The following is a 22,246-nucleotide window of genomic DNA, read 5'->3' on the forward strand; positions in this document are numbered from 1 at the left end:
GTCCCTTACTTCTTATGACGAATACGCGGGTTCACCACGCCGTACAGCAAATCGACCAGCAGGTTGACGAGGATAATCATCGTCGCGACCAGCAGTACACCGCCCTGCACAACCGGATAATCACGGCGTTGCAGCGCGTCAATCAGCCAGCGTCCAAGACCCGGCCAGGAGAAGATGGTTTCGGTCAGGATCGCCCCCGCCAGCAACGTCCCCACCTGGAGACCGATGACGGTTACCACCGGCAGCATGGCATTACGCAGCGCGTGAACGATGATGACGCGCATACGCGTCAGGCCCTTGGCGCGCGCGGTGCGGATATAATCCTCACCCAGCACTTCCAGCATTGATGAACGGGTCATACGCACGATCACCGCCAGAGGAATGGTGCCCAGCACCATGGCAGGCAGGATCATGTGCGCCACGGCATCAATGAAGTTGCCCTCTTCGCCCCAGATAGCCGTATCAATCAGCATAAAGCCGGTGAGCGGGTTGCTATCATCCAGGAAGACCATATCACTGACGCGCCCGGAGACCGGTGTCAGGTTAAGCTGCACCGATACCAGCATGATCAGCATCATGCCCCACCAGAAGATAGGCATGGAATAGCCGGTCAGCGCCAGGCCCACGGCGGTATGGTCAAAAATAGAGCCACGCTTGACGGCAGCCAGTACCCCGACGGGAATACCCACCGCAGTGGCGAAAATCATGGCGCAGACGCCAAGCTCCAGTGTCGCTTTAAAGCGCGGCACGAACTCGTCCCACACCGGAAGACGGCTTTTCAGCGAAATCCCTAAATCACCGTGCAATACGCCCCAGATATAGTGGAGGTACTGCTGCCACATCGGCTTATCGAGACCAAGTTCCGCCAGCAGCTGTGCATGGCGCTCAGGGGAAATACCACGCTCGCCCGCCATAATCATTACCGGGTCGCCGGGGATCATATGGACGAAGGCAAAAGTGAGAAGGGTGATACCGATAAACGTGGGGATAACAAGTCCCAGACGTCGGAGGATGAACTGCAACATAACCCGGATTCTCTCTGATGACGCACGACCAGTGGCGTGACGTCTGTATTGCTCACAAATGTAAATTCCCTCTCCCTCTGGGAGAGGGTTAGGGTGAGGGGATGCATGCGCGACCCTCACCCCTGCCCTCTCCCAGAGGGAGAGGGAGAACACCCTACTTATTATTCAACAGATACGTTTTCGAAGTGGTGTTTGCCCAGTGGATCAACCACGTAGCCCTTCACTTCTTTACGCACTGGCTCGTACACGGTGGAGTGAGCAACAATCAGCGCCGGAGCCTGATCGTGCATAACAACCTGAGCCTGTTTGTACAGTTCAATACGTTTGTTGTGATCGTCGGTCGCACGCGCCGGCTGGATCAGGTCTTCAAACGGCTTGTAGCACCAGCGAGAGTAGTTAGAACCGTCTTTCGCCGCCGCGCAGCTGAACAGGGTGGCGAAGAAGTTGTCCGGATCCCCGTTGTCACCGGTCCAGCCCATCATTACCGCCTGGTGCTCACCCGCTTTGGCGCGCTTCAGGTACTCGCCCCACTCGTAGGTCACAATCTTGGCCTGAACGCCAACCTTAGCCCAGTCAGCCTGAACCATTTCCGCCATACGGCGTGCGTTCGGGTTGTATGGACGCTGAACAGGCATCGCCCACAGCTCAACGGTAAAGCCTTTATCCTGGCCCGCTTCTTTCAGCAGCGCTTTCGCTTTCTCAGGATCGTAGCTGTAGTCTTTAACGTCGTCGTTATAGCCCCACATGGTTGGTGGGATCAGGTTCTTGGCAGCAACGCCAGCGCCCTGGTAAACGGCCTTGATGATCGCTTCTTTGTTCACCGCGTAGGTCAGCGCCTGACGCACTTTCACGTCATCAAACGGTTTCTTCTCGGTGTTGAAGGAGAGATAGCCCACGTTCAGGCCAGCCTGCTCCAGCAGGTTGATGTTCTTGTCCTGCTTCATGCGGGCGATGTCAGCCGGGTTAGGGTACGGCATCACCTGGCATTCGTTTTTCTGCAGTTTTGCGTAACGCACGGAAGCGTCAGGCGTGATGGAGAAGACCAGACGGTCGATCTGCGGCTTGGTGCCCCAGTAGCCTTCGAACGCTTTATACAGAATGCGGGAGTCTTTCTGGTACTGCAGCAGCTGGAATGGACCGGTACCGATTGGGTTCAGGTCGACTTTCTCCGGCGTACCGGCTTTCAGCATGTTGTCCGCGTACTCTTTGGACAGAATTGAGGCGAAGTCCATGGCCAGGTCAGCCAGGAACGGTGCTTCCGGGCGAGTCAGCACGAACTGAACCGTTTTATCGTCCACTTTTTTCACTTCAGCAATCAGGTCAGGCAGACCCATCCCTTCGAAGTATTCATAGCTGCCGCCAGACACTTTGTGGTACGGGTTCTGCGCGTTTTTCTGACGGTCGAAGGAGAACACAACGTCGTCGGCGTTGAAGTCGCGCGTTGGTTTGAATTCTTTGCTGTCCTGCCACTTCACGCCCTGGCGCAGGTGGAAGGTATAGGTTTTACCGTCTTCGCTGACGTCCCACTTCTCGGCCAGACCCGGAATCACTTCCGTGGTACCGGTTTTGAATTCAACCAGACGGTTATAGATCGGTACAGAGCTTGCGTCGTAAGTCGTACCAGAGGTAAAGAGCTGTGGGTTAAAGCCTTCCGGCGAGCCTTCAGAACAGTAAACCAGGGTTTTTGCCTGTACGCTTGCTGCCACGGTCATAGCCACCAGGCTCAGACCAAGCTTCAGCATCCCTGACTTCTTCAAGGAAATACTCATTATTCTGCTCCAATGTGATGTTTTGCTTTGTTGTGTTACGCCGCCAGACCTTTATTTATTTTTTACCCGGTCCGGTCGGTGATGCCCGAAGGCTTTAAAGGGATGGAGAATCCTTTCAGAAGAGCGTTTGAGTTGCAGCGCAGATCGTCCCTGAAATGCCCCTCATGCCCTACAATCTGTCAACAGAATGTGAAAACGTCAATACAGGTGACGGGGATTTACGCTGAGTGTGAGAAACCGCAAACAAAGATTAAAAAAACTATGTGCGCCAGTTTTCAGCAGGGAAATTTATGCTACTCGCCCTCTTGCAGCACAACTCTCTTCATATTTCGCAACAATCAGTGATTAACTTTTATTCAGAATGGGTAAATTTTCTTGCAGAATGGTGATTATCTGAGCACTAAATACCGCGAACGTTAAAACGCACAGCGAAAAATGCTGAGGTTATCCATAAGCAACGCGAAAAAAGATCAATCTATATATAAAAAAATACAATGGATTATGTCACAAAATCGTTAACAGGCAGGGAGAAGCAGGTCTAAGGGGCGTTTTGGATACTCTGACGGGATAAGGTCATAATGCAAAAAGGGCTAACCTTGCGGTTAGCCCTTTTCAGAATGTGGTCGGCGAGAGAGGATTCGAACCTCCGACCCACTGGTCCCAAACCAGTTGCGCTACCAAGCTGCGCTACTCGCCGAATGCGGAGCGCATCTTACTGCTGAGGTGCGCCCCCGTCAATCCCTTATTTTCAAAAAGCCATTCAACTGGCGATATTCTCGCCAGAGCAGCTACTGCGCGGCTTTTGCGGTGTTATCAGGGAGTTTACACCAGTTGTTGTTTTCGTTAATCCCACCGTTCGGTGAGGTATAGCCGAGACAGCCCATAATGGTGTCGTACAGCTCAACGTGACGACGCGGCACCTTCATCTCCGCCTCTTTCTTCAGCTGAGCAAACATCTTCGCCTTCTCCGGGTTTTCCAGGTACTTATCCGACATCCACATGATCATCGGCACGCGGAACTGCTCAGGCGGTGCCAGCTTGCGCGGCGTACCGTGCAGATGCTCTTTCTCGTTGATGGATTCACCGTGGTCTGCCGCATAAATCACAATCGCTTTCTTATCGCGCAGCTGGTCGATCACCCGGCTCAGGAAGGTATCCACATACAGCACCGAGTTATCGTAGGCGTTGATCAGCTCCTGCTTGCTGCAGTCTTTATTAATGCCCACGCACTCCGGCTGCCACTTCGCGAAATCACGCGTGTAGCGCTGGTAATAGCTGTAATGCGACCCTTTGGTATGCAGAATCACCAGATGCTTGCCCTGTGGATGGTTCTTGAGGGATTGCGACATCTCTTCCAGCAGCAGCATGTCGTCGACGTTTTTACCGCGGTTACGCGGCTCGGCGCCAATCTGCTCGCGGTACGCGATGTTATCTGCCAGCGTGTTGGTGTAGAACCACATCTCACTTTGCATGGCGAACAGGTCAGAGCTAAACCCAAGCTGCTTCAGCACGGCAAACACGTTCTGCTCTTTCAGCGTGCGTTGCGGGTTATCGCTTGCACCGCCTTCACGCACAAACATGCAGCGCAGCGAGAGCTTGGTTGCGGTATCGCAGGAGTAGCCACGGTAGGCCACCAGGTTCTTTTCCTGCGCCAGCTTTGGCGTGGTATCCCGGTTATAGCCGAGAATGCCCATATGATCCCAGCGCGTCGTTTCACCAATGACAAAGACGACGTACGTATCATCAATCCCGTCGGCTGGCGGTTGGTAGGTGAATTTTTTCAGTGGATTGATCAGAGACTTCACATCACTGGATTCATCCGCCTGCGCCCAGGCATAAAGACCTAACGCTGACAGCCAGTTAGACGGCAAATAGGAGTTTGCCACCACGCCGCCATAGCTTGGCATATCCACGCCCGTCGCTTTTTCAACGCGTTTTTGCTGCGTTTCCATCAGGCGGATAGGCGCCCACACCAGCAGACCGGCCAGCAGGACGACAACGATATTGCGGATCCGCTGGCCACGCGTGCGCAGCTGGCGTAACAGCGTATAGCGGCAGGTATTGCTCCAGATAAAGAACAGCGGGATCAGACAGGTTAAAATCGTCCAGACGATAAAGCCTTTCCCGACCACCTCTTTCGAGAGGTCAATATCCGTGGTCATCACCGAGGCAACGATACCGTAGCCAATGACCACGTTCATAAAGGTCATGTAATAGCTTGCGGCGGCGGAGATAATCACCACCAGCGAGGCCAAAATTTGCCAGGTCCGGCGGCCAAAGAGAGAGAGCAGGCGTAACAGGAAAAAGGTAGCCAGAACAGAGCCAAACACTTCAATCGCGGCGAAAATTGCATTGCTTACGGTGAGGTGTTCAAAATAGCCTTCCACTCTTCTGAACAGCACCGCGCCATTCAGAAACAAACCGATATAGACAGCCAGCATCAGACATAATCTTTGCTGGGTAAGAGACCTAATATATTTCATGCAAACAACCCTGGGGGAAGGGGTATAAAAACCCGTCGAATCTCATGGAGAAAGCAGACAGAGTAAGTAGGTGCGGGAGAAACCGTTATCAGAAACGTCTACAACCGCGATAAGTAGACCACAGCGGTAATAAAAAGTGGCAGCAGAGAGTGTGATCGATGAAGATTTTTACAAAAAATCAGATCGCGAAGAAAAAAGTCCACTGATAAGGCCCCGTAAAAAGGGAAAAGGGCCAGCGAACTGGCCCTTCGTTATTACTCGTATACGACGCTAAAATTCACCGTCGCATTCGCCGCGCCGACGGTGGCGTCGGTTTTCACCGGAACGTAGCTGGCGATATAGTTCAGCTTGTTCGTACCATCAAACCAGATGGAATGTTCAACCGGCGTAGTATTGGTACTGACCGGATACTGCTGCACGCCACTTTTCGTTTGAATCTTCAGCCCAACCCCCGTAGCGCCACCGCTGTCGAGGGCGAAAAGATCCTGATTGGTTGAATCCGCCGTTCCGTCCATCGTCACATAGGCGCGCGCAACGTCCGCGCAGTTTTTCAGACCAATCGAGAAGCTTTGCTGGTTTAACTCCTTACCAACGCGCACCGGTTTTTGTAAGACGACCGATCCCATGTCAACGTCGATACTGTCTTTTTCCAGTTCACAGGTCCCCTGGCGGATGCTAATGGTGAAATGCACATCCCCCGCAGAACCGATGTTCAGCGGTGTCGCCATCGCGACCGTTGAAACAAGCAATCCACAGCCCGCTAAGGCATTGATGATTTTCATTGTCGTTACTCCACATCAATACGCAGGGTGGCGATGCCTTCGTAGTCACCCGTGGTCGGCATTTTACCGGTGGTGCTAATCGGTTCGAAGGTCAGTTTAGTAGACGCGACGCGGTGGGTATCATCCACCAGTTCTGACACGCTCATTTCCTGCTCAAACGCGACGCTGTTTGGGATCAGTACGTTGCCGCTTTCGCCTTTGATAATGGCACCGATATCAGGGTTACCCATGCTAATAGCATTGCTGTCGTTCTCGTTAGGCGTGCCTTCAATATGCAGATAGATTTTTACGCCATCCGAAATATTGGTGCATTTGAATTGCAGCTCTTTGGTAATGGACGCGGCACCTGTGGGCATTTGCCCTTTGCGGTCCTTAAAGTCATGCGCCTGGAATTCACCAAACGGGATTTCAAGGGTACTGCCGGTGGATAGTTCACAGCCCTGAGGGACAACAACTCGACCACTTACATATACATCAGCCAATGCCTGCGATCCGTATAGACCAGGCTTCTTAGTTCCGAACATCGATACTACTTTTACCTGAGGAATAATTTGCTCACCAACAAAAGGATGAATGATATACAAGCTTAATTTTCCGCGAGCACCACTGGTATAACTACCTGATACACAGTCTGTTGTGCCATTATTTGCTTTATTAGATACATCCGAGAAAGGTACATCTACATAATTATTGTTATGTACATAAACTGATGCAGCAATCCCAAGATACTTATTTATAGTGTAATATTGCTTACCAGCCACCACATCACCTTTTGGTAAATCACTTGTAGTTTTATAATATTCTGGCGGATATGGCGTTGTTCGGTCGGCTTCCGCTGGACATTCACACGTCCCGTTATATGTCGTACCTAAACGCCATGTATAGAAGTTATCAACAGCCGTACCACTTGCGTTTTTAGATGTATCAGTGATCGTATGATCAAAACTGGTTGTGAAAATCTGAGTTCCATTGACTGGGAAGCATGGCCCCCAGTCCGCCGCCGCCGTTGCCTGACCGGAAAACAGCGCTGACCCGCCCAGCAGGCCAGCAAACATCATCATCTTTTTCAACATAATCCTATCCTTCCCTGTTACCGGCAGACGGCATTCGCCATCACCACGCCGGCATTATCCTGTTGTTCTGGCAGCGTAAACGCCACGCGGCATTGCTGTGCCTGGCCTTTACCCCAATTCACCTGCAGCGCGCCTTTCTCTGGCATCCCGCTGATATAAAGCTGTCCGTCTTCCCCGACGATGCTGCTGGACTCTTTCTTGGTGTCCAGAAGCGTAGCGGTAGCACCAAACGGCACCGGTTTGCCGTCAGCCTGCGTCAGATTCATCAGCACGCGGTAGCCCACGCGGGTATCAAAGCGGGCACGGACAATCGCGCCGCGCGTCGGCACCACGTTGACGGACGCCGTATTCAGGTCAACCTTGCTGTTGAGGCTGTCGCTTCGCAGTGAGACTTCCGTCTCACGGTACGGAGTGAGGTAAGGCACGACCGCGTTACCCATCCAGTCCACTTCCACACCGCCATTGTTAATGACGTGCGCACCGCGCGCGCCCGGCGCGGAGATAATGGCCATGGATTCGCCCAGCGGCTGAGAAAGCGTAATGCCTTCGCTGTGGGCAATCACGCCGCCGCGCAGACCGTAGTTCACCTGCTGTCCGTCGCGGTTGTAGTTGTAACCCATGCTGGCGCTACCCACGCCGCCCTGGTAATCCAGGTTCACGCTGCCGCTGTTACCCACACCGTTGCTGCCATAGCCTTCCTGCACGCTATAGTTCAGGTTGCGGTCTTCCAGCGCGGTACCGCTGACGCCCAGCTGCTGGTTGGTGCGGCCATGCTGATCGGTCGTGAGGTGGTAGTTACTCCACATGCGTCCCAATGGAATGGAGAGGGAGAATGACAGCAGGCGATCGCTCTCATCCCACTCCGGGCTTTTCGTCCAGGTGTAGGCAACGCTGTAGTTCACGCGGCCAATACGGCCGTTATAACCGGCGTTCAGCGAGCGCTGTTTACCTTCATCGTTCCAGTAGTCCTGCTGCGTGACGTTAAAATAGACCGAGCCCCAGGTGCCCAGCTGCTGCGTCACGTTGCCCTGGATCTGGCTACGCTTGTGATACTGGCTATACGAGCTATCCGCATCGCTGCGTACATCCGTCGCTTCCTGGAAGGTGTAGTAGCCGCTGGTCGAATACTTGTAACCCAGCAGGCGGAAATCGGTACCGCTGTTAAAGCTCTTGGAGTAGAGGAAGCGGTAAGACTGACCTTCGGAACTCTCATCGTTGGCCAGGTTGCTTTTCGCCTGGGTCACGTCGATGGAGACCGCACCGATGTAACCGAAATTTTTACCTAAACCCCCCGCCAGCGAGTAATAGTCGTCAGAGAAGATCGACCCGCCGTAAACGGTAAAGCCGTACGGCAGACCGTACATGGCATCCAGCTGCCCGAACTTCGGCTCGGCGCTGTCATAGTTACCCGCACGGTATTCCCCTGCGGAGAGGCTGTACTTCAGATGGCCTTCACGCTGGAGGATCGCCACCGCGGAGAACGGCTGAACGAACTTCTGCTCGCTGCCATCCGCTTCTTTAATAGTAACCGTCAGGTCGCCGCTGTTTGAGGTGGGGTACAGGTCATTAATTTCAAACGCACCCGGCTGAACAAACGTACGGTAGATAACGTAGTTGTTCTGCTCAACGGTCACTTCGGCGTTACTTTTGGCAATACCGCGGATCACCGGCGCAAACCCGCGCTGGCTGTCAGGCAGCATCTCTTCGTCGGAGGTTAACTGCGCACCGCGCATCTGAACGCTGTCAAAAATATCACCGGACGTGGAGGTGTCCCCCAGCGTCAGCTGTGATTTCAGCGGCACAATGGCGCGGCTTAAGGATGTGCCGATGTTATCCCACTTGTTGTTGCCGTCGTTTCTTGTCCAGGTGCTGTAGTTACGTAAGCGCCACGCGCCCAGGTTCATACCGCTGCGCAGGTTCAGATAGTAGCTGTCGCTGTTGTAGCTGGTATCACTGTCGTGCGCGTCATAGCTGGCGTTGCTGCCGGAGAAGTTATAATCCAGCAGCAGGGCGTTCACCCCTTCGTCCCACTGGGACTCCGGTACCGTACCGCGCGCCGTCTGCTTCATCGCTGCCTGCGGGAAGCTCATGACCAGCGTCTGGTCAGCAAAATCGAAGTGGCTGGCAGCCTGAGGGATAATGTCGTCAAAGGCCACGCACGCTTCCGGCGGCGCCATTTTCAGCGCAGGAAAACTCTCGATTCGCACGCCCATCTCTTCAAGCTGCACGCGGCTTAAGCACGGCACCAGGGTTTCACCCATTTTCGCGCGCTGGGCCTCGGTCGCCGCCTTAAACTCCAGGGTGCGAGACTCCATTTTTTTATCGTTGACCACCACCGACACGCGGTATTTACCCGGCAGCTGTTCGGCTTTACTGGATTCATACATTGAAAGGTCAACGTGCTGGTCAATACCCGGCACATCTTCCAAAAAGCGCGGGTTAAATGTTCCCGCATACGCGGGGAGCGTGCCCGCAACCATCAGCGCGAGCGCGGACAGGGGGAAACGCGGGGTCTTATTGACCAGAGGAAGATGCGTCCATGGCATAGTAATAAACCTTCAAAACGTATTAATTAACGCGCTGAGTCAGCATGTCGCCAGCCGTACCGAAGTCATTAATAATGTTGTATTTGACTTCGTTTACCTTGCCGGTGCCGGCTGGCAGTTCAATATTCAACGAGCCTTTAGCTGGAACCATTCCCGCTTTTTCAATATCACGGCCGTTGGCATAAAATTTATTAAAAGTGAGGTTAAAGGCAGATGGGTTTTCAACTTTGATCTGGTTAGCCCCTGCGCTGGTAAACTTCAGTTTGCTCCAGCCGTCCATGCTGTTGCCTTTCAGGCCAGCCGGGCGATAGAACAGTTTTAAGCGGGTACGCACGGCAATCTGCAGCACGTTTTTACCTTCGGCATTTTCACTTTTGGCAGGAATTGCTTTCACGTTAACCCAGTAAACGGACTCACGATCCTGCGGTAACGTATTAGCGGTATTCACAATACGTAAGACGTTATTTTTCGTCGGGCTTAATTTAAATAAAGGTGGGGTGATGATAAACGGCGTCTTTTTATTACCGTTAACATCATCAATCCATGACTGAATAAGGAATTCATCCGTGGTGCTTTTGTTATTGACCGTCAGAGAAGCTTCCTTTCTGCTGCCGTCATAAATAACACGCGTGCTGCTTAATGCCACGCCGCCTGCAAAACAGTTTTGTGAAATCAGCGCCAGCGCCAGTGCTGCGCAAGATATCAAACGTGAGCGGTTCATGCTTCTCTCCCTGAGACTCCGCTGGAAAAAATGGCAACGGGGTTTCCGTTGCCATTGTGATGGTCTGTTACTGACGAAAAGTCGATTATTCGTAGGACAGGTTGAAGTCGACTTCTGCGTTACCGTAACCAGTGGTTACAGCAGCTTTGGTCGCAACGTAGTTAGCGGTGTAGTACAGCACTGTCTGGCCAGCAGCCAGGGTGGTGGTGGATTTACCGGTGTTCATATCAACAGCAGTATTGCTGTTGTCATAGATACCGATGCCCACGCCAGTTGCAGCGCCTGCTTCAGTATTAACAGAAACCAGTTTCGCATTGTCTGCGTCAGCCACGCCTGCAAAGCTCACGTTAACTTTGGTTTTAGAGGTGATGTCGCAGTCTTCCAGTTTGATCTGGAATGGCTTGGAAACAGACTTGTCGCCAACCGCTTTGAAGACAGATTTCTTAACCTGACCCAGCACAACTTCCTGGTTCTGAGAGTCAGTAGAAACTACGCATGGCGCGTCAACGATTTCACCGGTAAATTTAACGGTGCCGTCACCAGATTCAGCCGCGAAAGCAGAAGTGGAAACTACAGCGAAAGCAGACAGTGCAAAAATAACCTTTTTCATTAAAAACTCCATTTATGACGGTAGATGACAGAACGCATCCTTAGGAATAATCTGCATTCTGTGAGGAAATGGAGTATATAGACGGGAATTTGGATTTTAAAATTAGAATAAATGAAGCTGATTGTTAGCCAAAATTAAAACTAAGTAAATTCATAATGATATAAGAGAGTCCGTATAAACCTCTCTTTTATTAGGAATAAACCAATATAATTTATATATTGTTTTTGGCAATCTATAAATCACTCAAATGATTCACCCTCTTTATTTAACGTGTCTCGGGCGAGAATTAATTATGCATTTGTGCTAAATCAAAAAAAAGCGCCCGGTGGGCGCTTTATGTTTGGCATGTCATACGTTATGCATGCGCTTCTTTAAATACTTCGCGCTGCGGCTGGCGAATCGTGGTCGACAGCGCCAGGGAGATAATCAGCAAGGCAAATATCACACAGAAGGTCACGTAGAACCCGCCGAACAGGGAGGCAATCAGCGAGCCGCAGATACTGCCGATCCCGAAGCCCAGATAGATCACGCCGTAGTTTTTCGCCAGATTGTTCAGGCCAAAGAACTCGCTCACCAGCGACGGGAAGACGGTAATGGTGCCGCCGAAGTTAAAGGCCACGCAGGCAATCGCCGCGAAGAAGGTGGCTTCATTCAGCGGAGCGAACAGCAGCGCCGCCATGCCGACCAGCGAAACCACCTGCCCAATCGTAATCACGCGGATGCGGGCAATTTTGTCAGACAGAATCCCGAGCACCAGGCGACCGGAGAGGTTCGCGATGGAGATCACGGTTACCGCATTGGCCGCCGTGGCCACATCCAGCTTCACCATCCCCTGCGCGATATCCTTCGCCACGCCGATCACATACAGACCGCTCATGCAGGCCGTCAGGAACATCACCGCCAGCATCCAGTACTGCGGCTTACGCATGGACTGTGCGAGGGTGAAGTCGTTCTCCACCACGCCGTTAACGGATTTGACCTCCTGCTGCGGCGCATCGGTCATCAGCGTGGCGCCGAACAGAATCATCACCAGCACGATTGCGCCCCAGATCATAAAGGTGTTTTCGAGGCCAACGGACGCCAGCAGGTGGGAGTCGATAAATTTGAACCCGAGGCTGCCCAGGCCATAGGAGCCGATGGCGAATGCGGAGATTAAGCCTTTACGCTCCGGGAACCACTTCACGCAGTTTGACAGGGTCAGCAGGTAACCTGCGCCATCCGCCAGCCCCACCAGCACGCCGGCGCTTAGCCACAGCATCATCAGGTTGCTGGAATGCGCCGTCAGGAAAAAGCCCAGACCCAGCAGTATGCCGGACGCCATGGTCACACGCTCCACGCCAAAACGCTCCTGCAGCTTGCCCGCGACGGAAGACGAAATCGCCAGACCCAGGCTCAGCAGACCAAAGGAGAACGCAACCTGGCTGACCGGTGCGCCGAGTTTGTCGGAAAGCGCGCTGTTAAACAGGCTCCAGGTATAGACCGACCCCAGCGCAAACTGGGTGACGATGGTGCCAAAGAGCGTGAGCCAGCGCGTGCGGTTATAAGTTGATGTGTTCATGGCAGTTGTCCTGCAAGAGAAATTAAGGAAGTCGCTGAGGACAACGATAAACAAAACCTTAATACGCCTGGGGGAAAACGGCATGAAATGCAGGCGGAACGGAATGAAATGCCTGGAATCGGGAATGAATGGCCTGGCCCGGGAATAAAGCGACGACGTGTTAGTACCCGCTATCGCTGTAAAGCCCGTGGTTATTGCATTCGAGATGTTATCGTAACGTTTAAAAAAGTAACAACGCTAGAAATTCGCGCTAACGCCGAGGGTATACAAAAACTCCTCACCGGTGGTGGCGTGCTCCCCCTGAGCCAGCGACGCATAGGCCGCCATGTGCGTATTGAATGGAATATCCGTTCCCACGGTGACGTCCATCCAGCTCCCGTTTTGGGCAGGGGCTGGCGTTTGCGGCATGCCAAACTGCGATTTCCACTGGTTTTCACCAAACTGCTGGTTATAGCTGATCTGCGCCCAGGGACGAAGATCGCCGTACTGGGTATTTACGCGCCACCCCAGCGTGCTGACGCTGGCATGCCAGAGCGGGTCGGTGAGCCCCTGCGTCGACGCGCTATCACCAAACTCGTTGATCATCATGGGAGCCGTGCCGTCGTACCGCCACGCTACTACCGGGCCGGTAGTGATGCGCGCTGAAACCGGAAAATTCCAGCCCACGCTCATCGCCCCCTCCGTCGTGCTACCAGACGGTATATTCAGGGCAAGACCTGGCGCATTTTGCGAAGACTGAATACGCTCAGCCAGAATATCCTCATAACGCGGTTGGTGATCCGCGTCCCATGTATAGCGTTCCGCCGTATTATTTTGGGCGTCTGAAACGATATATTCCTGTTGCCAGGCAGACGCTGTATTACAAAAAAACAGGCAGGCTGAAATTCCCACCAGGCCAGAAGCAGCATGGCGACCACTGATTTTTTTTATCATCATCAACGCGACCCCAGAGAGAGCCGAATTCGGCGATATTTGTCGTTATTCAGGAAGAGCTTATAGCCCTGTATTAACTATTGTCTTTATAGTAAACACGTCAAGCCAGTCAGAAAGAAAATTTTGCGAAATCAGTATCAATAAGGGAGATGACGGATGGAACGTTGCGGTTGGGTAAGCCAGGATCAGCTTTATATCGACTATCACGATCGGGAATGGGGCGTGCCGGAAACGGATGGCAAAAAACTCTTTGAGATGATCTGCCTCGAGGGCCAGCAGGCGGGGTTATCGTGGATTACGGTACTGAAGAAACGCGAAAACTACCGTAACGCTTTCCACCAGTTCGATCCTGTCGCCGTCGCCGCCATGACCGACGAGGACGTGGAACGCCTGGTGCAGGATGCCGGCATCATCCGCCATCGCGGTAAAATCCAGGCCATCATCGGTAACGCACGCGCTTACCTGGCGATGGAACAAAACGGCGAATCGTTCTCAGATTTTGTCTGGACGTTTGTGAACAACGATCCGCAGGTTACCCAGGCCGCCACGCTCGCGGAAATCCCGGCCTCGACCCCGGCCTCGGATGCGCTCTCGAAGGCCCTGAAAAAACGCGGCTTTAAGTTTGTCGGCTCCACCATCTGCTACGCCTTTATGCAGGCCTGTGGCCTGGTCAACGACCACGTTACCGGCTGCTTCTGTCATCCGGGAGGCCATCATGATCCGCAAATGGCAAAGTGAGAATACCACGCCGCTTCTGAGCCTGTGGCTTGAAAGCACCACAGAAGCGCATCCGTTTATCGAGCCGGATTACTGGAAAGAGAACGAGGCCATGGTGCGGGACGTTTACCTGCCGTCGGCGGAAACCTGGGTCTGGGAACAGGACGGCGAACCTTGCGGATTTATCAGCGTAATGCAGTCTCAGTTTGTCGGCGCGCTGTTTGTCGCACCGTCATGCATCGGGAAAGGCATCGGGCGCGCGCTGCTGAACCATGTTCAACAGCGCTTCCCGCACTTAACGCTGGAGGTGTACCAGAAAAATGTCCGGGCGGTGAATTTCTACCATGCTCAGGGCTTTCGCATTGAAGACAGCGCCTGGCAGGATGACACTCAGCACCCGACGTGGATCATGAGCTGGCAGGCGGATCAAACGCCGTTAAGGTAAGCGCGGGTCCCTGATATTTCTCGACCCAGGCCAGGGCCGTATTCCCTGCGCAACCGTTCCCCAGCTTCGAGCTGGGGAGATCTTTGGTCAGCACGTTAACCGCCCCGTTTTTACAGATACCGCCTTCGGCGGGCTCAAGGTCGGGCCATGCGCCCTGATGAATGCAGATCACGCCCGGTTTAATCCCGTCGCTCACCACCGCCCCTGCCAGCACCTGCCCGCGCGAGTTCCAGACGCGCACCACGTCGCCGTCCGCAATCCCGCGGGCTTTCGCATCGAGGGTGTTCAGCGTAATCGGCTCTCGCCCGGCGACCGCATACTGCTCGCGCAGGGAGGTATAGTTAAGCTGGCTGTGCAGACGGTGCGCGGGATGCGCTGACAATACCTGCAGCTGTTCCGGCTGGGCGTTGCCGTGCCACTCGTCCGGCTCAAGCCACATAGGGTGTGGCGGGCAGTCGGCATAGCCAAAGCTGGAGATGCGCTCGCTGTGGATCACGATCTTTCCGCTCTCGGTTTTCAGCGGGTTGTTCTCCGGGTCGCGGCGGAAATCGGCAAAACGGACAAACTTCGCGTTCTGTTCGCTCTCCGGCATCTCGACGATCTGGTTCGCCTCCCAGAACTCAGCAAAGGGCGGAAGTGTCACGCCCTGCGCCGCGCCGCGCTGTCCGGCAATCTGGTAGAAGGTCTCCAGCCATTGCAGATCGCTTTTCCCTTCGGTAAAACGCTCGCGACCGCCCGCTTCCCACAGCTCGCTCAGTTCAGCAAACACGTCAAAATCATCACGCGCCTCATCGCGCGGGGCGACAACGCGCTTCATCGGGACCATATGCTGGTTGCTGTAGTCGCCGGTCATGGTGAGATCGTTACGCTCAAACGAGGTGGTCGCCGGGAGCACGATATCTGCATGCTTAGCCGAGCCGGTCCAGAAGCACTCTGAGATCACCACCAGCTCCGGCTTTTGCCAGGCGCGGATCAGGCGATTGGTATCCTGATGGTGCGTGAAGTTCGACCCGCCCGCCCACCAGACAAATTTAATATCCGGGAAGTGGCGGTCCAGACCGTTGTGCTGATAAAAACCGCCGGGGTTTTCCAGGGCTTCAACAATCCGCGCCACCGGGATTTTATCCACGGCATCCACGCCGCCCTGCACCGAGCCTTGCAGAGACGCCAGCACCGCCGCTTTACGCGTTGGGTTACCGCCGTTCGCAAAGTGATAGGAGAGACCAAAACCCCCGCCCGGCGTGCCGATCTGCCCAAGCATTGCGGCAAGGGTGACCAGCATCCAGTGTTTTTGCTCGCCAAACTGCTGGCGCTGCATTCCCCAGCCAGACATTAACATCGTGGTATTTTTATGGAATAACGCTGCCAGTTCGCGGATTTTCGTAGCTGGAACGCCGCAAATCTCTGCCGCCCACTCTGCCGTTTTCGCTACCCCATCGGATTGGCCCGTCAGGTAGTCGGCAAATTTATCGAAGCCGGTGGTACAGCGCGTCAGGAATTCGACGTCGTGCCAGCCGTTTTCAACCAGCGTATGGGCGATACCCAGCATCATCGCCACGTCGGTGCCCATATGCGGGGCTATCCACTCGGCGCTGTCGCCGAAGAAATCCATGGTTTCAGAGCGCATTGGGTCAATGCAGATGATGCGCTTGCCGCTATTGCGCAGCGCGTCGAAATACCCAATGCCCTGCTCGTCGCTGGCATTCCAGGCAATTTTCAGCGTGTTGAGGGGGTTAGCGCTCCACAGCACCACCACGTCGGTATGCGCCAGCACCAGCGGCCAGCTGGTCTGCTGCTGGTACACTTCGTTCCCGCCCACGACGTACGGCATGATCGCCTGCGCCGCGCCGGTGGAGTAATCCCCCAGATGGCCGGTATAGCCTCCCGCCAGGCTCATGTAGCGCTGCAGCAGCGTCGAGGCCTTATGCAGCACGCCGTTAGAACGCCAGCCGTACGACCCGGCGAAAATGGACGACGGACCGTAACTGTCGCGAATGCGCCTGTGCTGGGCGTGGATCAGCGCCAGCGCGTCATCCCAGCTCACGCGAACAAACTCATCCTGACCGCGAATACCCTGAGGCTTGTCCGGCGAGGCCAGAAAACCTTTACGCACCATCGGCCAGCGCACGCGCGTTTTGCTATGCACCTGATCGCGAACGACGGTCTGTAACGAGTTGGGATGTTGTGTTGGCAGTGCCCCGCGGGACGACAGGACATTTTCGCCATCGGTTTCGACCAGCATCGGCCCCCAGTGGGCGGCGGTCAGAATGGTTTTCGTTGAGGTGCTCAAGCGTGCGCTCCTGGTTGCGTGCAGGTTTTACGGCCTTCTTGCTGAGGCAGTTTATGGTTTGTCACAAATTTCAGAGTTATACCCGGAATTTTCTCCGTATCTGGACGTCATAATCAACTGCCACGCTCGCCGTGGCAAAGAATAAAAAGGATTAAGGAAAGAAGATGAAAAAACGCGTACTCGTTATTGCCGCTCTGGTGAGCGGTGCACTGGCTGTTTCTGGCTGCACAACCAACCCTTACACCGGTGAGCGCGAAGCGGGTAAATCCGGCATTGGCGCGGGTATCGGCTCGCTGGTCGGCGCAGGCGTTGGGGCGCTCTCCTCCTCCAAGAAAGACCGCGGCAAAGGCGCGCTGATTGGCGCAGCGGCGGGCGCAGCACTGGGCGGCGGCGTAGGCTATTACATGGACGTGCAGGAAGCGAAGCTGCGCGACAAAATGAAGGGAACCGGCGTGAGCGTAACGCGCAGCGGCGATAACATCATCCTGAACATGCCGAACAACGTGACCTTCGACAGCAGCAGCGCGACGCTGAAACCGGCGGGCGCGAACACCCTGACCGGCGTGGCGATGGTGCTGAAAGAGTACAACAAGACCGCCGTTAACGTGATGGGCTACACCGACAGCACCGGCAGTCAGGATCTGAACATGCGTCTGTCCCAGCAGCGCGCCGACGCCGTGGCCAGCTCGCTGATTACCCAGGGCGTTGAAGCGAACCGCATCCGCACCAGCGGCATGGGCCCTGCCAACCCTATCGCCAGCAACAGCACGGCGGAAGGCAAAGCGCAGAACCGTCGCGTTGAGATTACGTTGAGTCCTGTGCAGTAGGTAAAAGCAAAACGGCAACGCTCGTTGCCGTTTTTAGTGGTTGCACCCTCTCCCGTGGGAGAGGGTTGGGGTGAGGGCATCAGACCGCAACCTCCGGTAAGCGCAGCGCCACCGGGCAAATTACTTGATTCGCCAGATTTTCCCGCTAAGGTATTCACACTAAATTCAGGGAAATCAGCGATGAGCAAACCAGCCCGGGCCACCATCAGCGACGTGGCGAAAGCCGCCAAAACCGGTAAAACCAGCATTTCGCGCTACCTCAACGGCGAGAAACACCTGTTGTCCGACGCATTGCTGGCGCGTATTGAACAAGCCATTGCCGATCTCGACTACCGTCCCAGCCTCATGGCGCGCGGGCTTAAACGCGGTCGCACCCGCCTTATCGGGCTTATCATCGCCGATATCACCAACCCCTATTCCGTTAACGTGCTCAGCGGTATTGAAGCCGCCTGTCGCGAGAAGGGTTTCACGCCGCTGGTCTGTAATACCAACAACGAAGTCGACCAGGAGCTGCATTACCTCGATCTGCTGCGCAGCTACCAGGTCGAAGGAATTGTGGTTAACGCCGTGGGCATGCGGGAAGAGGGTTTAAACCGCCTGCAGCAGTCCTCCCTGCCCATGGTCCTCATCGACCGTAAAATTCCGGAATTTGCCTGCGATGTGGTCGGTCTGGATAACACCCAGGCAGCCACAACCGCCACCGAGCATCTGATCGAACAGGGCTTCGAGGCCATTCTGTTTCTGAGTGAACCGTTAGGGATGGTCAACACCCGTCGCGAGCGCCTGAGCGCATTTCGCGCCACGCTGGAGCGATATCCCGGCGTGATCGCCGAAAATGCCGAAACACCGCTTCACGAAGCCGACCAGCTCGACAACACCCTGCGTCAGTTCCACACTCGCCATCGCGGGATGCGCAAAGCCGTTATCTCCGCCAACGGGGCGCTGACGCTTCAGGTCGCCCGCTCGCTCAAGCGCATTGGCCTGCACTGGGGCAGCGATATCGGTCTGCTGGGGTTTGATGAACTGGAGTGGGCTGAGCTGGCGGGCGTCGGCATTACGACCCTCAAACAGCCCACCTGGCAGATTGGCTATTCTGCTGTTGAACAAGTGGTTCGACGCATTGAAGGCACCAGCGATGCCGTTCGCGAGCAGGTCTTCTCCGGCGAGCTGATCGTTCGCGGCTCCACCGCGCGTTAATTTTCCCTTGTGATACCGATCATAAATTCGACATCCTGACCTTTTCTTTGGAACCGGTTCCATCTAGCGTAATAGTATTGATATGTTGCGATGGAGTCCGAAGATGGGCAGGAAAATTATGGTGGTCACCGCCGCGTACGGTGCGGAACAGGTGCGACAGGCAGGCGGTCAGCGGGCAATGCTGCCCGTGATTGCAGGCGCAGGGGCAGACGGCGTGGAGATCCGCCGGGAACTGTTCAGCAGTGAAGAGCTGCTGGCGCTGCCTGCGCTGGGAGAATCCATTGAGCTGCTCGGCCTGCTGGCGTGCTACTCCGCCCCCGCCGCCCTGTTTATGCCCGACGGCACCCTCAACCCGGACCTGACCCACTATCTCTCTGAGGCCAGCACCCTGAACGCCCTGTGGCTGAAGGTTTCCCTGGGCCATTTCCGCGACGCGCAGCCTCTCGACGCCCTGCGTAGCCTGCTGAACGCAAGCGGCATGGCACTGGTCGTGGAGAACGATCAGACCGACTGCGGTCAGCTCGCGCCCATGCAGCGCTTCCAGGCCGCCTGCCGGGAAATGGCGCTCCCCGTCACGCTGACCTTCGACATGGGCAACTGGCTGTGGGTTGGCGATTCCCCCGAAGAGGCCGCACGTCACCTGGCCCCTGCGGTGAGCTATATCCACGTGAAAGCCGCCGTGCCGCATAAAGACAACTTCCGCGCCGTGGCACCGGACCACGCCGATGCGCGCTGGCTGGATCTGCTCGGCCAGCTGCCTGCCGATGCCCCGCGCGGTATCGAGTTCCCGCTGGAAGGGACGGATTTAACCGCCGTTACCCGCCATTACGTCAACCTGCTGCGCGAGGAGTAAATCATGCACAAGACGCTGGATGTCATCACGATCGGCGAAGCTATGGCGATGTTTGTCGCCACAGAAACGGGCGAACTGAGCGCGGTAGAGCACTTTATCAAGCGCGTGGCAGGCGCAGAGCTGAACGTCGCGACGGGACTTGCGCGTCTCGGCCTGAACGTCGGCTGGGTCAGCCGCGTGGGGGACGACAGCTTTGGCCATTTCGTCCTCGACTCGCTGAAAAAAGAGGGTATTGATGCCGCAGGCGTCACCCTTGATGGACGCTTCCCTACCGGCTTTCAGCTTAAATCTAAGGTCGGAAATGGAACCGATCCCATCGTGGAGTATTTCCGTAAAGGATCGGCCGCAAGCCACCTCTCCGTAGCGGATTTCCACGCCGACTATTTCGCCTCCGCGCGCCACCTGCACCTGAGCGGCGTGGCGGCTGCGCTGTCTGCCAGCTCGTATGAGCTGCTGGATCATGCGGCAGCCACTCTCAAAGCCCAGGGAAAAACGATCTCTTTCGATCCGAACCTGCGCCCGGTGCTGTGGAAAAGCGAAGCGGAAATGGTCGAGAAGCTCAACCGCCTGGCGTTCACAGCGGACTGGGTTCTGCCGGGCCTGAAAGAAGGGATGATCCTGACCGGCGAAAGCACGCCGGAAGGCATTGCCGATTTCTACCTGAACAAAGGAGTAAAAGCGGTGGTGCTGAAGACCGGTGCCGATGGCGCATGGTTTAAGACGGCCAACGGCGAACAGGGCGCGGTCGCGGCGGTGAAGGTTGAGAACGTTGTCGACACCGTCGGCGCGGGCGACGGTTTTGCCGTGGGCGTGATTAGCGCCCTGCTGGAAGGCAAAACGCTGCAGCAGGCCGTCGCGCGGGGCAACAAGATTGGCTCGCTGGCCATTCAGGTGCAGGGCGACAGCGAAGGATTACCAATGCGAGCAGAGCTTAACGAATAAACATCCCCCTCACCCTAACCCTCTCCCCATAGGGGAGAGGGAACTTACAACACCCTCTCCCCCTTGGGGAGAGGGCCGGGGTGAGGGGCATAAATCGCACTCAACAAAACAAGCCACCGTGTACCCTACAGACAACGGCGGTAACAACCTCAACAACAGAGGCAAGCCTATGAACAGTTCGACCAATGCAGTAAAACGCTGGTGGTACATCATGCCAATCGTGTTTATCACGTACAGCCTGGCGTACCTTGACCGTGCCAACTTCAGCTTCGCGTCCGCGGCGGGGATCACAGAGGACCTTGGCATCACCAAAGGTATCTCCTCCCTGCTGGGTGCCCTTTTCTTCCTGGGCTACTTCTTCTTCCAGATCCCCGGCGCGATTTACGCGGAACGCCGCAGCGTGCGTAAGCTGATCTTCGTCTGCCTGATCCTGTGGGGCGCCTGCGCGTCACTGACCGGCGTGGTGAACAATATTCCTGCCCTGGCCGCCATTCGCTTTATCCTCGGCGTCGTTGAGGCGGCGGTTATGCCGGCGATGCTGATCTACATCAGCAACTGGTTTACCAAATCTGAACGCTCGCGCGCGAATACCTTCCTGATCCTCGGTAACCCGGTAACGGTGCTGTGGATGTCGGTGGTGTCTGGCTACCTGATCCAGTCCTTCGGCTGGCGCGAAATGTTTATCATCGAAGGGGTCCCGGCTGTAATTTGGGCATTCTGCTGGTGGGTGCTGGTGAAAGATAAACCTGCCCAGGCGAAATGGCTTTCCGAAGATGAAAAAGCGGCGCTGCAGGCGCAGCTGGATAAAGAACAGCAAGGTCTGAAGGCGGTTCGCAACTACGGTGAAGCCTTCCGCTCGCGCAACGTGATCCTGCTCTGCGCGCAGTACTTTACCTGGAGCATTGGCGTGTACGGCTTTGTGCTGTGGCTGCCGTCGATTATCCGCAGCGGCGGCGAAAACCTCGGCATGGTAGAAGTGGGCTGGCTCTCTTCCGTACCGTATCTGGCCGCGACCATCGCCATGATCGTCGCATCATGGGCATCGGATAAGCTGCAGAACCGTAAGCTGTTTGTCTGGCCGCTGCTGCTGATCGCTGCCTTTGCGTTCATTGGCTCCTGGGCCGTCGGCGCGAATCACTTCTGGGCCTCTTACGCCCTGCTGGTCATTGCAGGTGCCGCCATGTACGCCCCGTACGGTCCGTTCTTTGCCATCATCCCGGAAATGCTGCCGCGTAACGTGGCGGGTGGCGCGATGGCGCTGATTAACAGTATGGGTGCGCTGGGTTCGTTCTGCGGCTCCTGGTTCGTCGGTTACCTGAACGGTGCCACAGGCAGTCCGTCCGCATCGTACATCTTTATGGGGGTGGCGCTTTTCGCCTCCGTGTGGCTTACTCTGATTGTTAAGCCTGCTAATAATCAACAACACCCTGTCGGCGCTCGCCACGCCTGAACCCTTAAAAATCAACGGAGATTAG

18 protein-coding genes and 1 tRNA gene are annotated in these 22,246 nt (G+C 55.3%); 7 read left to right on the top strand and 12 right to left on the bottom strand.

What is annotated here, in order from left to right:
• Positions 1-5: 5 nt before the first annotated feature.
• The 11 genes from dppB to NQ230_RS22225 form a co-directional block, all read right to left on the bottom strand.
• Entirely contained in the window at positions 6-1,025 is a 1,020-nt protein-coding gene (dppB, locus tag NQ230_RS22175) for a dipeptide ABC transporter permease DppB (RefSeq protein WP_023334097.1), read from the bottom strand.
• Positions 1,026-1,186: 161 nt separating this feature from the next.
• A complete protein-coding gene (gene dppA, locus NQ230_RS22180) occupies positions 1,187-2,794 on the bottom strand; it encodes a dipeptide ABC transporter periplasmic-binding protein DppA (protein ID WP_094935112.1) in 1,608 nt (535 codons plus the stop codon).
• Between the two features lie 620 nt (positions 2,795-3,414).
• Positions 3,415-3,491, bottom strand: a tRNA-Pro gene (locus tag NQ230_RS22185).
• Positions 3,492-3,582: 91 nt separating this feature from the next.
• Complete coding sequence (gene eptB, locus NQ230_RS22190; RefSeq protein ID WP_257259208.1) at positions 3,583-5,277, bottom strand: kdo(2)-lipid A phosphoethanolamine 7''-transferase; 1,695 nt, start codon at positions 5,275-5,277, stop codon at positions 3,583-3,585.
• Between the two features lie 254 nt (positions 5,278-5,531).
• Complete coding sequence (lpfE, locus tag NQ230_RS22195; protein ID WP_257259210.1) at positions 5,532-6,059, bottom strand: long polar fimbrial protein LpfE; 528 nt, start codon at positions 6,057-6,059, stop codon at positions 5,532-5,534.
• A gap of 5 nt (positions 6,060-6,064) precedes the next feature.
• Positions 6,065-7,132, bottom strand: coding sequence for a long polar fimbrial protein LpfD (lpfD, locus tag NQ230_RS22200; protein ID WP_257259212.1), 1,068 nt, complete (start codon positions 7,130-7,132; stop codon positions 6,065-6,067).
• A 17-nt stretch (positions 7,133-7,149) separates the two neighbouring features.
• Positions 7,150-9,678, bottom strand: a complete 2,529-nt coding sequence (gene lpfC, locus NQ230_RS22205) for an outer membrane usher protein LpfC (protein ID WP_257259215.1) — start codon at positions 9,676-9,678, stop codon at positions 7,150-7,152.
• A gap of 22 nt (positions 9,679-9,700) precedes the next feature.
• Positions 9,701-10,399, bottom strand: a complete 699-nt coding sequence (gene lpfB, locus NQ230_RS22210) for a long polar fimbrial biogenesis chaperone LpfB (protein ID WP_257259218.1) — start codon at positions 10,397-10,399, stop codon at positions 9,701-9,703.
• 85 nt (positions 10,400-10,484) lie between these two features.
• Positions 10,485-11,009: a long polar fimbrial major subunit LpfA gene (gene lpfA / locus NQ230_RS22215; RefSeq protein ID WP_257259220.1), complete on the bottom strand. Its 525-nt coding sequence runs from the start codon at positions 11,007-11,009 to the stop codon at positions 10,485-10,487.
• A 355-nt stretch (positions 11,010-11,364) separates the two neighbouring features.
• Positions 11,365-12,567: an L-lactate MFS transporter gene (locus tag NQ230_RS22220; protein ID WP_257259223.1), complete on the bottom strand. Its 1,203-nt coding sequence runs from the start codon at positions 12,565-12,567 to the stop codon at positions 11,365-11,367.
• A 237-nt stretch (positions 12,568-12,804) separates the two neighbouring features.
• Positions 12,805-13,503: an autotransporter domain-containing protein gene (locus NQ230_RS22225; RefSeq protein ID WP_121425971.1), complete on the bottom strand. Its 699-nt coding sequence runs from the start codon at positions 13,501-13,503 to the stop codon at positions 12,805-12,807.
• Positions 13,504-13,656: 153 nt separating this feature from the next.
• Here NQ230_RS22225 and tag point away from each other — a divergent pair, with 153 nt between their 5' ends.
• Positions 13,657-14,238: a DNA-3-methyladenine glycosylase I gene (tag, locus tag NQ230_RS22230; protein WP_024909083.1), complete on the top strand. Its 582-nt coding sequence runs from the start codon at positions 13,657-13,659 to the stop codon at positions 14,236-14,238.
• Entirely contained in the window at positions 14,216-14,662 is a 447-nt protein-coding gene (locus tag NQ230_RS22235; RefSeq protein ID WP_121425972.1) for an N-acetyltransferase, read from the top strand. The genes tag and NQ230_RS22235 overlap by 23 nt, the downstream gene beginning before the upstream one ends.
• Here the strand turns inward: NQ230_RS22235 and NQ230_RS22240 are convergent.
• Positions 14,625-16,904, bottom strand: coding sequence for a molybdopterin guanine dinucleotide-containing S/N-oxide reductase (locus NQ230_RS22240; RefSeq protein ID WP_257261359.1), 2,280 nt, complete (start codon positions 16,902-16,904; stop codon positions 14,625-14,627). The genes NQ230_RS22235 and NQ230_RS22240 overlap by 38 nt on opposite strands.
• A 212-nt stretch (positions 16,905-17,116) precedes the next feature.
• On the opposite strand from NQ230_RS22240, the gene NQ230_RS22245 reads away from it, so the two are divergent.
• The 5 genes from NQ230_RS22245 (at position 17,117) to NQ230_RS22265 (ending at position 22,221) form a co-directional block, all read left to right on the top strand.
• Entirely contained in the window at positions 17,117-17,779 is a 663-nt protein-coding gene (locus NQ230_RS22245) for an OmpA family lipoprotein (protein ID WP_023334089.1), read from the top strand.
• 180 nt (positions 17,780-17,959) lie between these two features.
• On the top strand, positions 17,960-18,976 hold the full coding sequence (locus NQ230_RS22250; RefSeq protein WP_257259228.1) for a LacI family DNA-binding transcriptional regulator: 1,017 nt from the start codon (positions 17,960-17,962) through the stop codon (positions 18,974-18,976).
• 103 nt (positions 18,977-19,079) lie between these two features.
• Entirely contained in the window at positions 19,080-19,829 is a 750-nt protein-coding gene (locus NQ230_RS22255) for a sugar phosphate isomerase/epimerase family protein (RefSeq protein ID WP_257259231.1), read from the top strand.
• Between the two features lie 3 nt (positions 19,830-19,832).
• A complete protein-coding gene (locus NQ230_RS22260; protein ID WP_257259234.1) occupies positions 19,833-20,771 on the top strand; it encodes a sugar kinase in 939 nt (312 codons plus the stop codon).
• A 169-nt stretch (positions 20,772-20,940) separates the two neighbouring features.
• Positions 20,941-22,221 carry an MFS transporter gene (locus NQ230_RS22265; protein WP_023334085.1) on the top strand — a complete coding sequence of 427 codons (1,281 nt, stop codon included), beginning with the start codon at positions 20,941-20,943 and terminating at the stop codon, positions 22,219-22,221.
• Positions 22,222-22,246: the final 25 nt, after the last annotated feature.

The sequence above is a fragment of the Enterobacter asburiae genome (genome assembly GCF_024599655.1).
Classification (GTDB): Bacteria; Pseudomonadota; Gammaproteobacteria; order Enterobacterales; family Enterobacteriaceae; genus Enterobacter; species Enterobacter asburiae_D.

What these genes read in the sequence shown, in the direction of transcription:
- dppB (WP_023334097.1), bottom strand. Translation starts at nt 1,025, where the DNA reads ATGTTGCAGTTCATCCTCCGACGTCTGGGACTTGTTATCCCCACGTTT.
- dppA (WP_094935112.1), bottom strand. Translation starts at nt 2,794, where the DNA reads ATGAGTATTTCCTTGAAGAAGTCAGGGATGCTGAAGCTTGGTCTGAGC.
- eptB (WP_257259208.1), bottom strand. Translation starts at nt 5,277, where the DNA reads ATGAAATATATTAGGTCTCTTACCCAGCAAAGATTATGTCTGATGCTG.
- lpfE (WP_257259210.1), bottom strand. Translation starts at nt 6,059, where the DNA reads ATGAAAATCATCAATGCCTTAGCGGGCTGTGGATTGCTTGTTTCAACG.
- lpfD (WP_257259212.1), bottom strand. Translation starts at nt 7,132, where the DNA reads ATGTTGAAAAAGATGATGATGTTTGCTGGCCTGCTGGGCGGGTCAGCG.
- lpfC (WP_257259215.1), bottom strand. Translation starts at nt 9,678, where the DNA reads ATGCCATGGACGCATCTTCCTCTGGTCAATAAGACCCCGCGTTTCCCC.
- lpfB (WP_257259218.1), bottom strand. Translation starts at nt 10,399, where the DNA reads ATGAACCGCTCACGTTTGATATCTTGCGCAGCACTGGCGCTGGCGCTG.
- lpfA (WP_257259220.1), bottom strand. Translation starts at nt 11,009, where the DNA reads ATGAAAAAGGTTATTTTTGCACTGTCTGCTTTCGCTGTAGTTTCCACT.
- NQ230_RS22220 (WP_257259223.1), bottom strand. Translation starts at nt 12,567, where the DNA reads ATGAACACATCAACTTATAACCGCACGCGCTGGCTCACGCTCTTTGGC.
- NQ230_RS22225 (WP_121425971.1), bottom strand. Translation starts at nt 13,503, where the DNA reads ATGATGATAAAAAAAATCAGTGGTCGCCATGCTGCTTCTGGCCTGGTG.
- tag (WP_024909083.1), top strand. Translation starts at nt 13,657, where the DNA reads ATGGAACGTTGCGGTTGGGTAAGCCAGGATCAGCTTTATATCGACTAT.
- NQ230_RS22235 (WP_121425972.1), top strand. Translation starts at nt 14,216, where the DNA reads ATGATCCGCAAATGGCAAAGTGAGAATACCACGCCGCTTCTGAGCCTG.
- NQ230_RS22240 (WP_257261359.1), bottom strand. Translation starts at nt 16,904, where the DNA reads ATGCTGGTCGAAACCGATGGCGAAAATGTCCTGTCGTCCCGCGGGGCA.
- NQ230_RS22245 (WP_023334089.1), top strand. Translation starts at nt 17,117, where the DNA reads ATGAAAAAACGCGTACTCGTTATTGCCGCTCTGGTGAGCGGTGCACTG.
- NQ230_RS22250 (WP_257259228.1), top strand. Translation starts at nt 17,960, where the DNA reads ATGAGCAAACCAGCCCGGGCCACCATCAGCGACGTGGCGAAAGCCGCC.
- NQ230_RS22255 (WP_257259231.1), top strand. Translation starts at nt 19,080, where the DNA reads ATGGGCAGGAAAATTATGGTGGTCACCGCCGCGTACGGTGCGGAACAG.
- NQ230_RS22260 (WP_257259234.1), top strand. Translation starts at nt 19,833, where the DNA reads ATGCACAAGACGCTGGATGTCATCACGATCGGCGAAGCTATGGCGATG.
- NQ230_RS22265 (WP_023334085.1), top strand. Translation starts at nt 20,941, where the DNA reads ATGAACAGTTCGACCAATGCAGTAAAACGCTGGTGGTACATCATGCCA.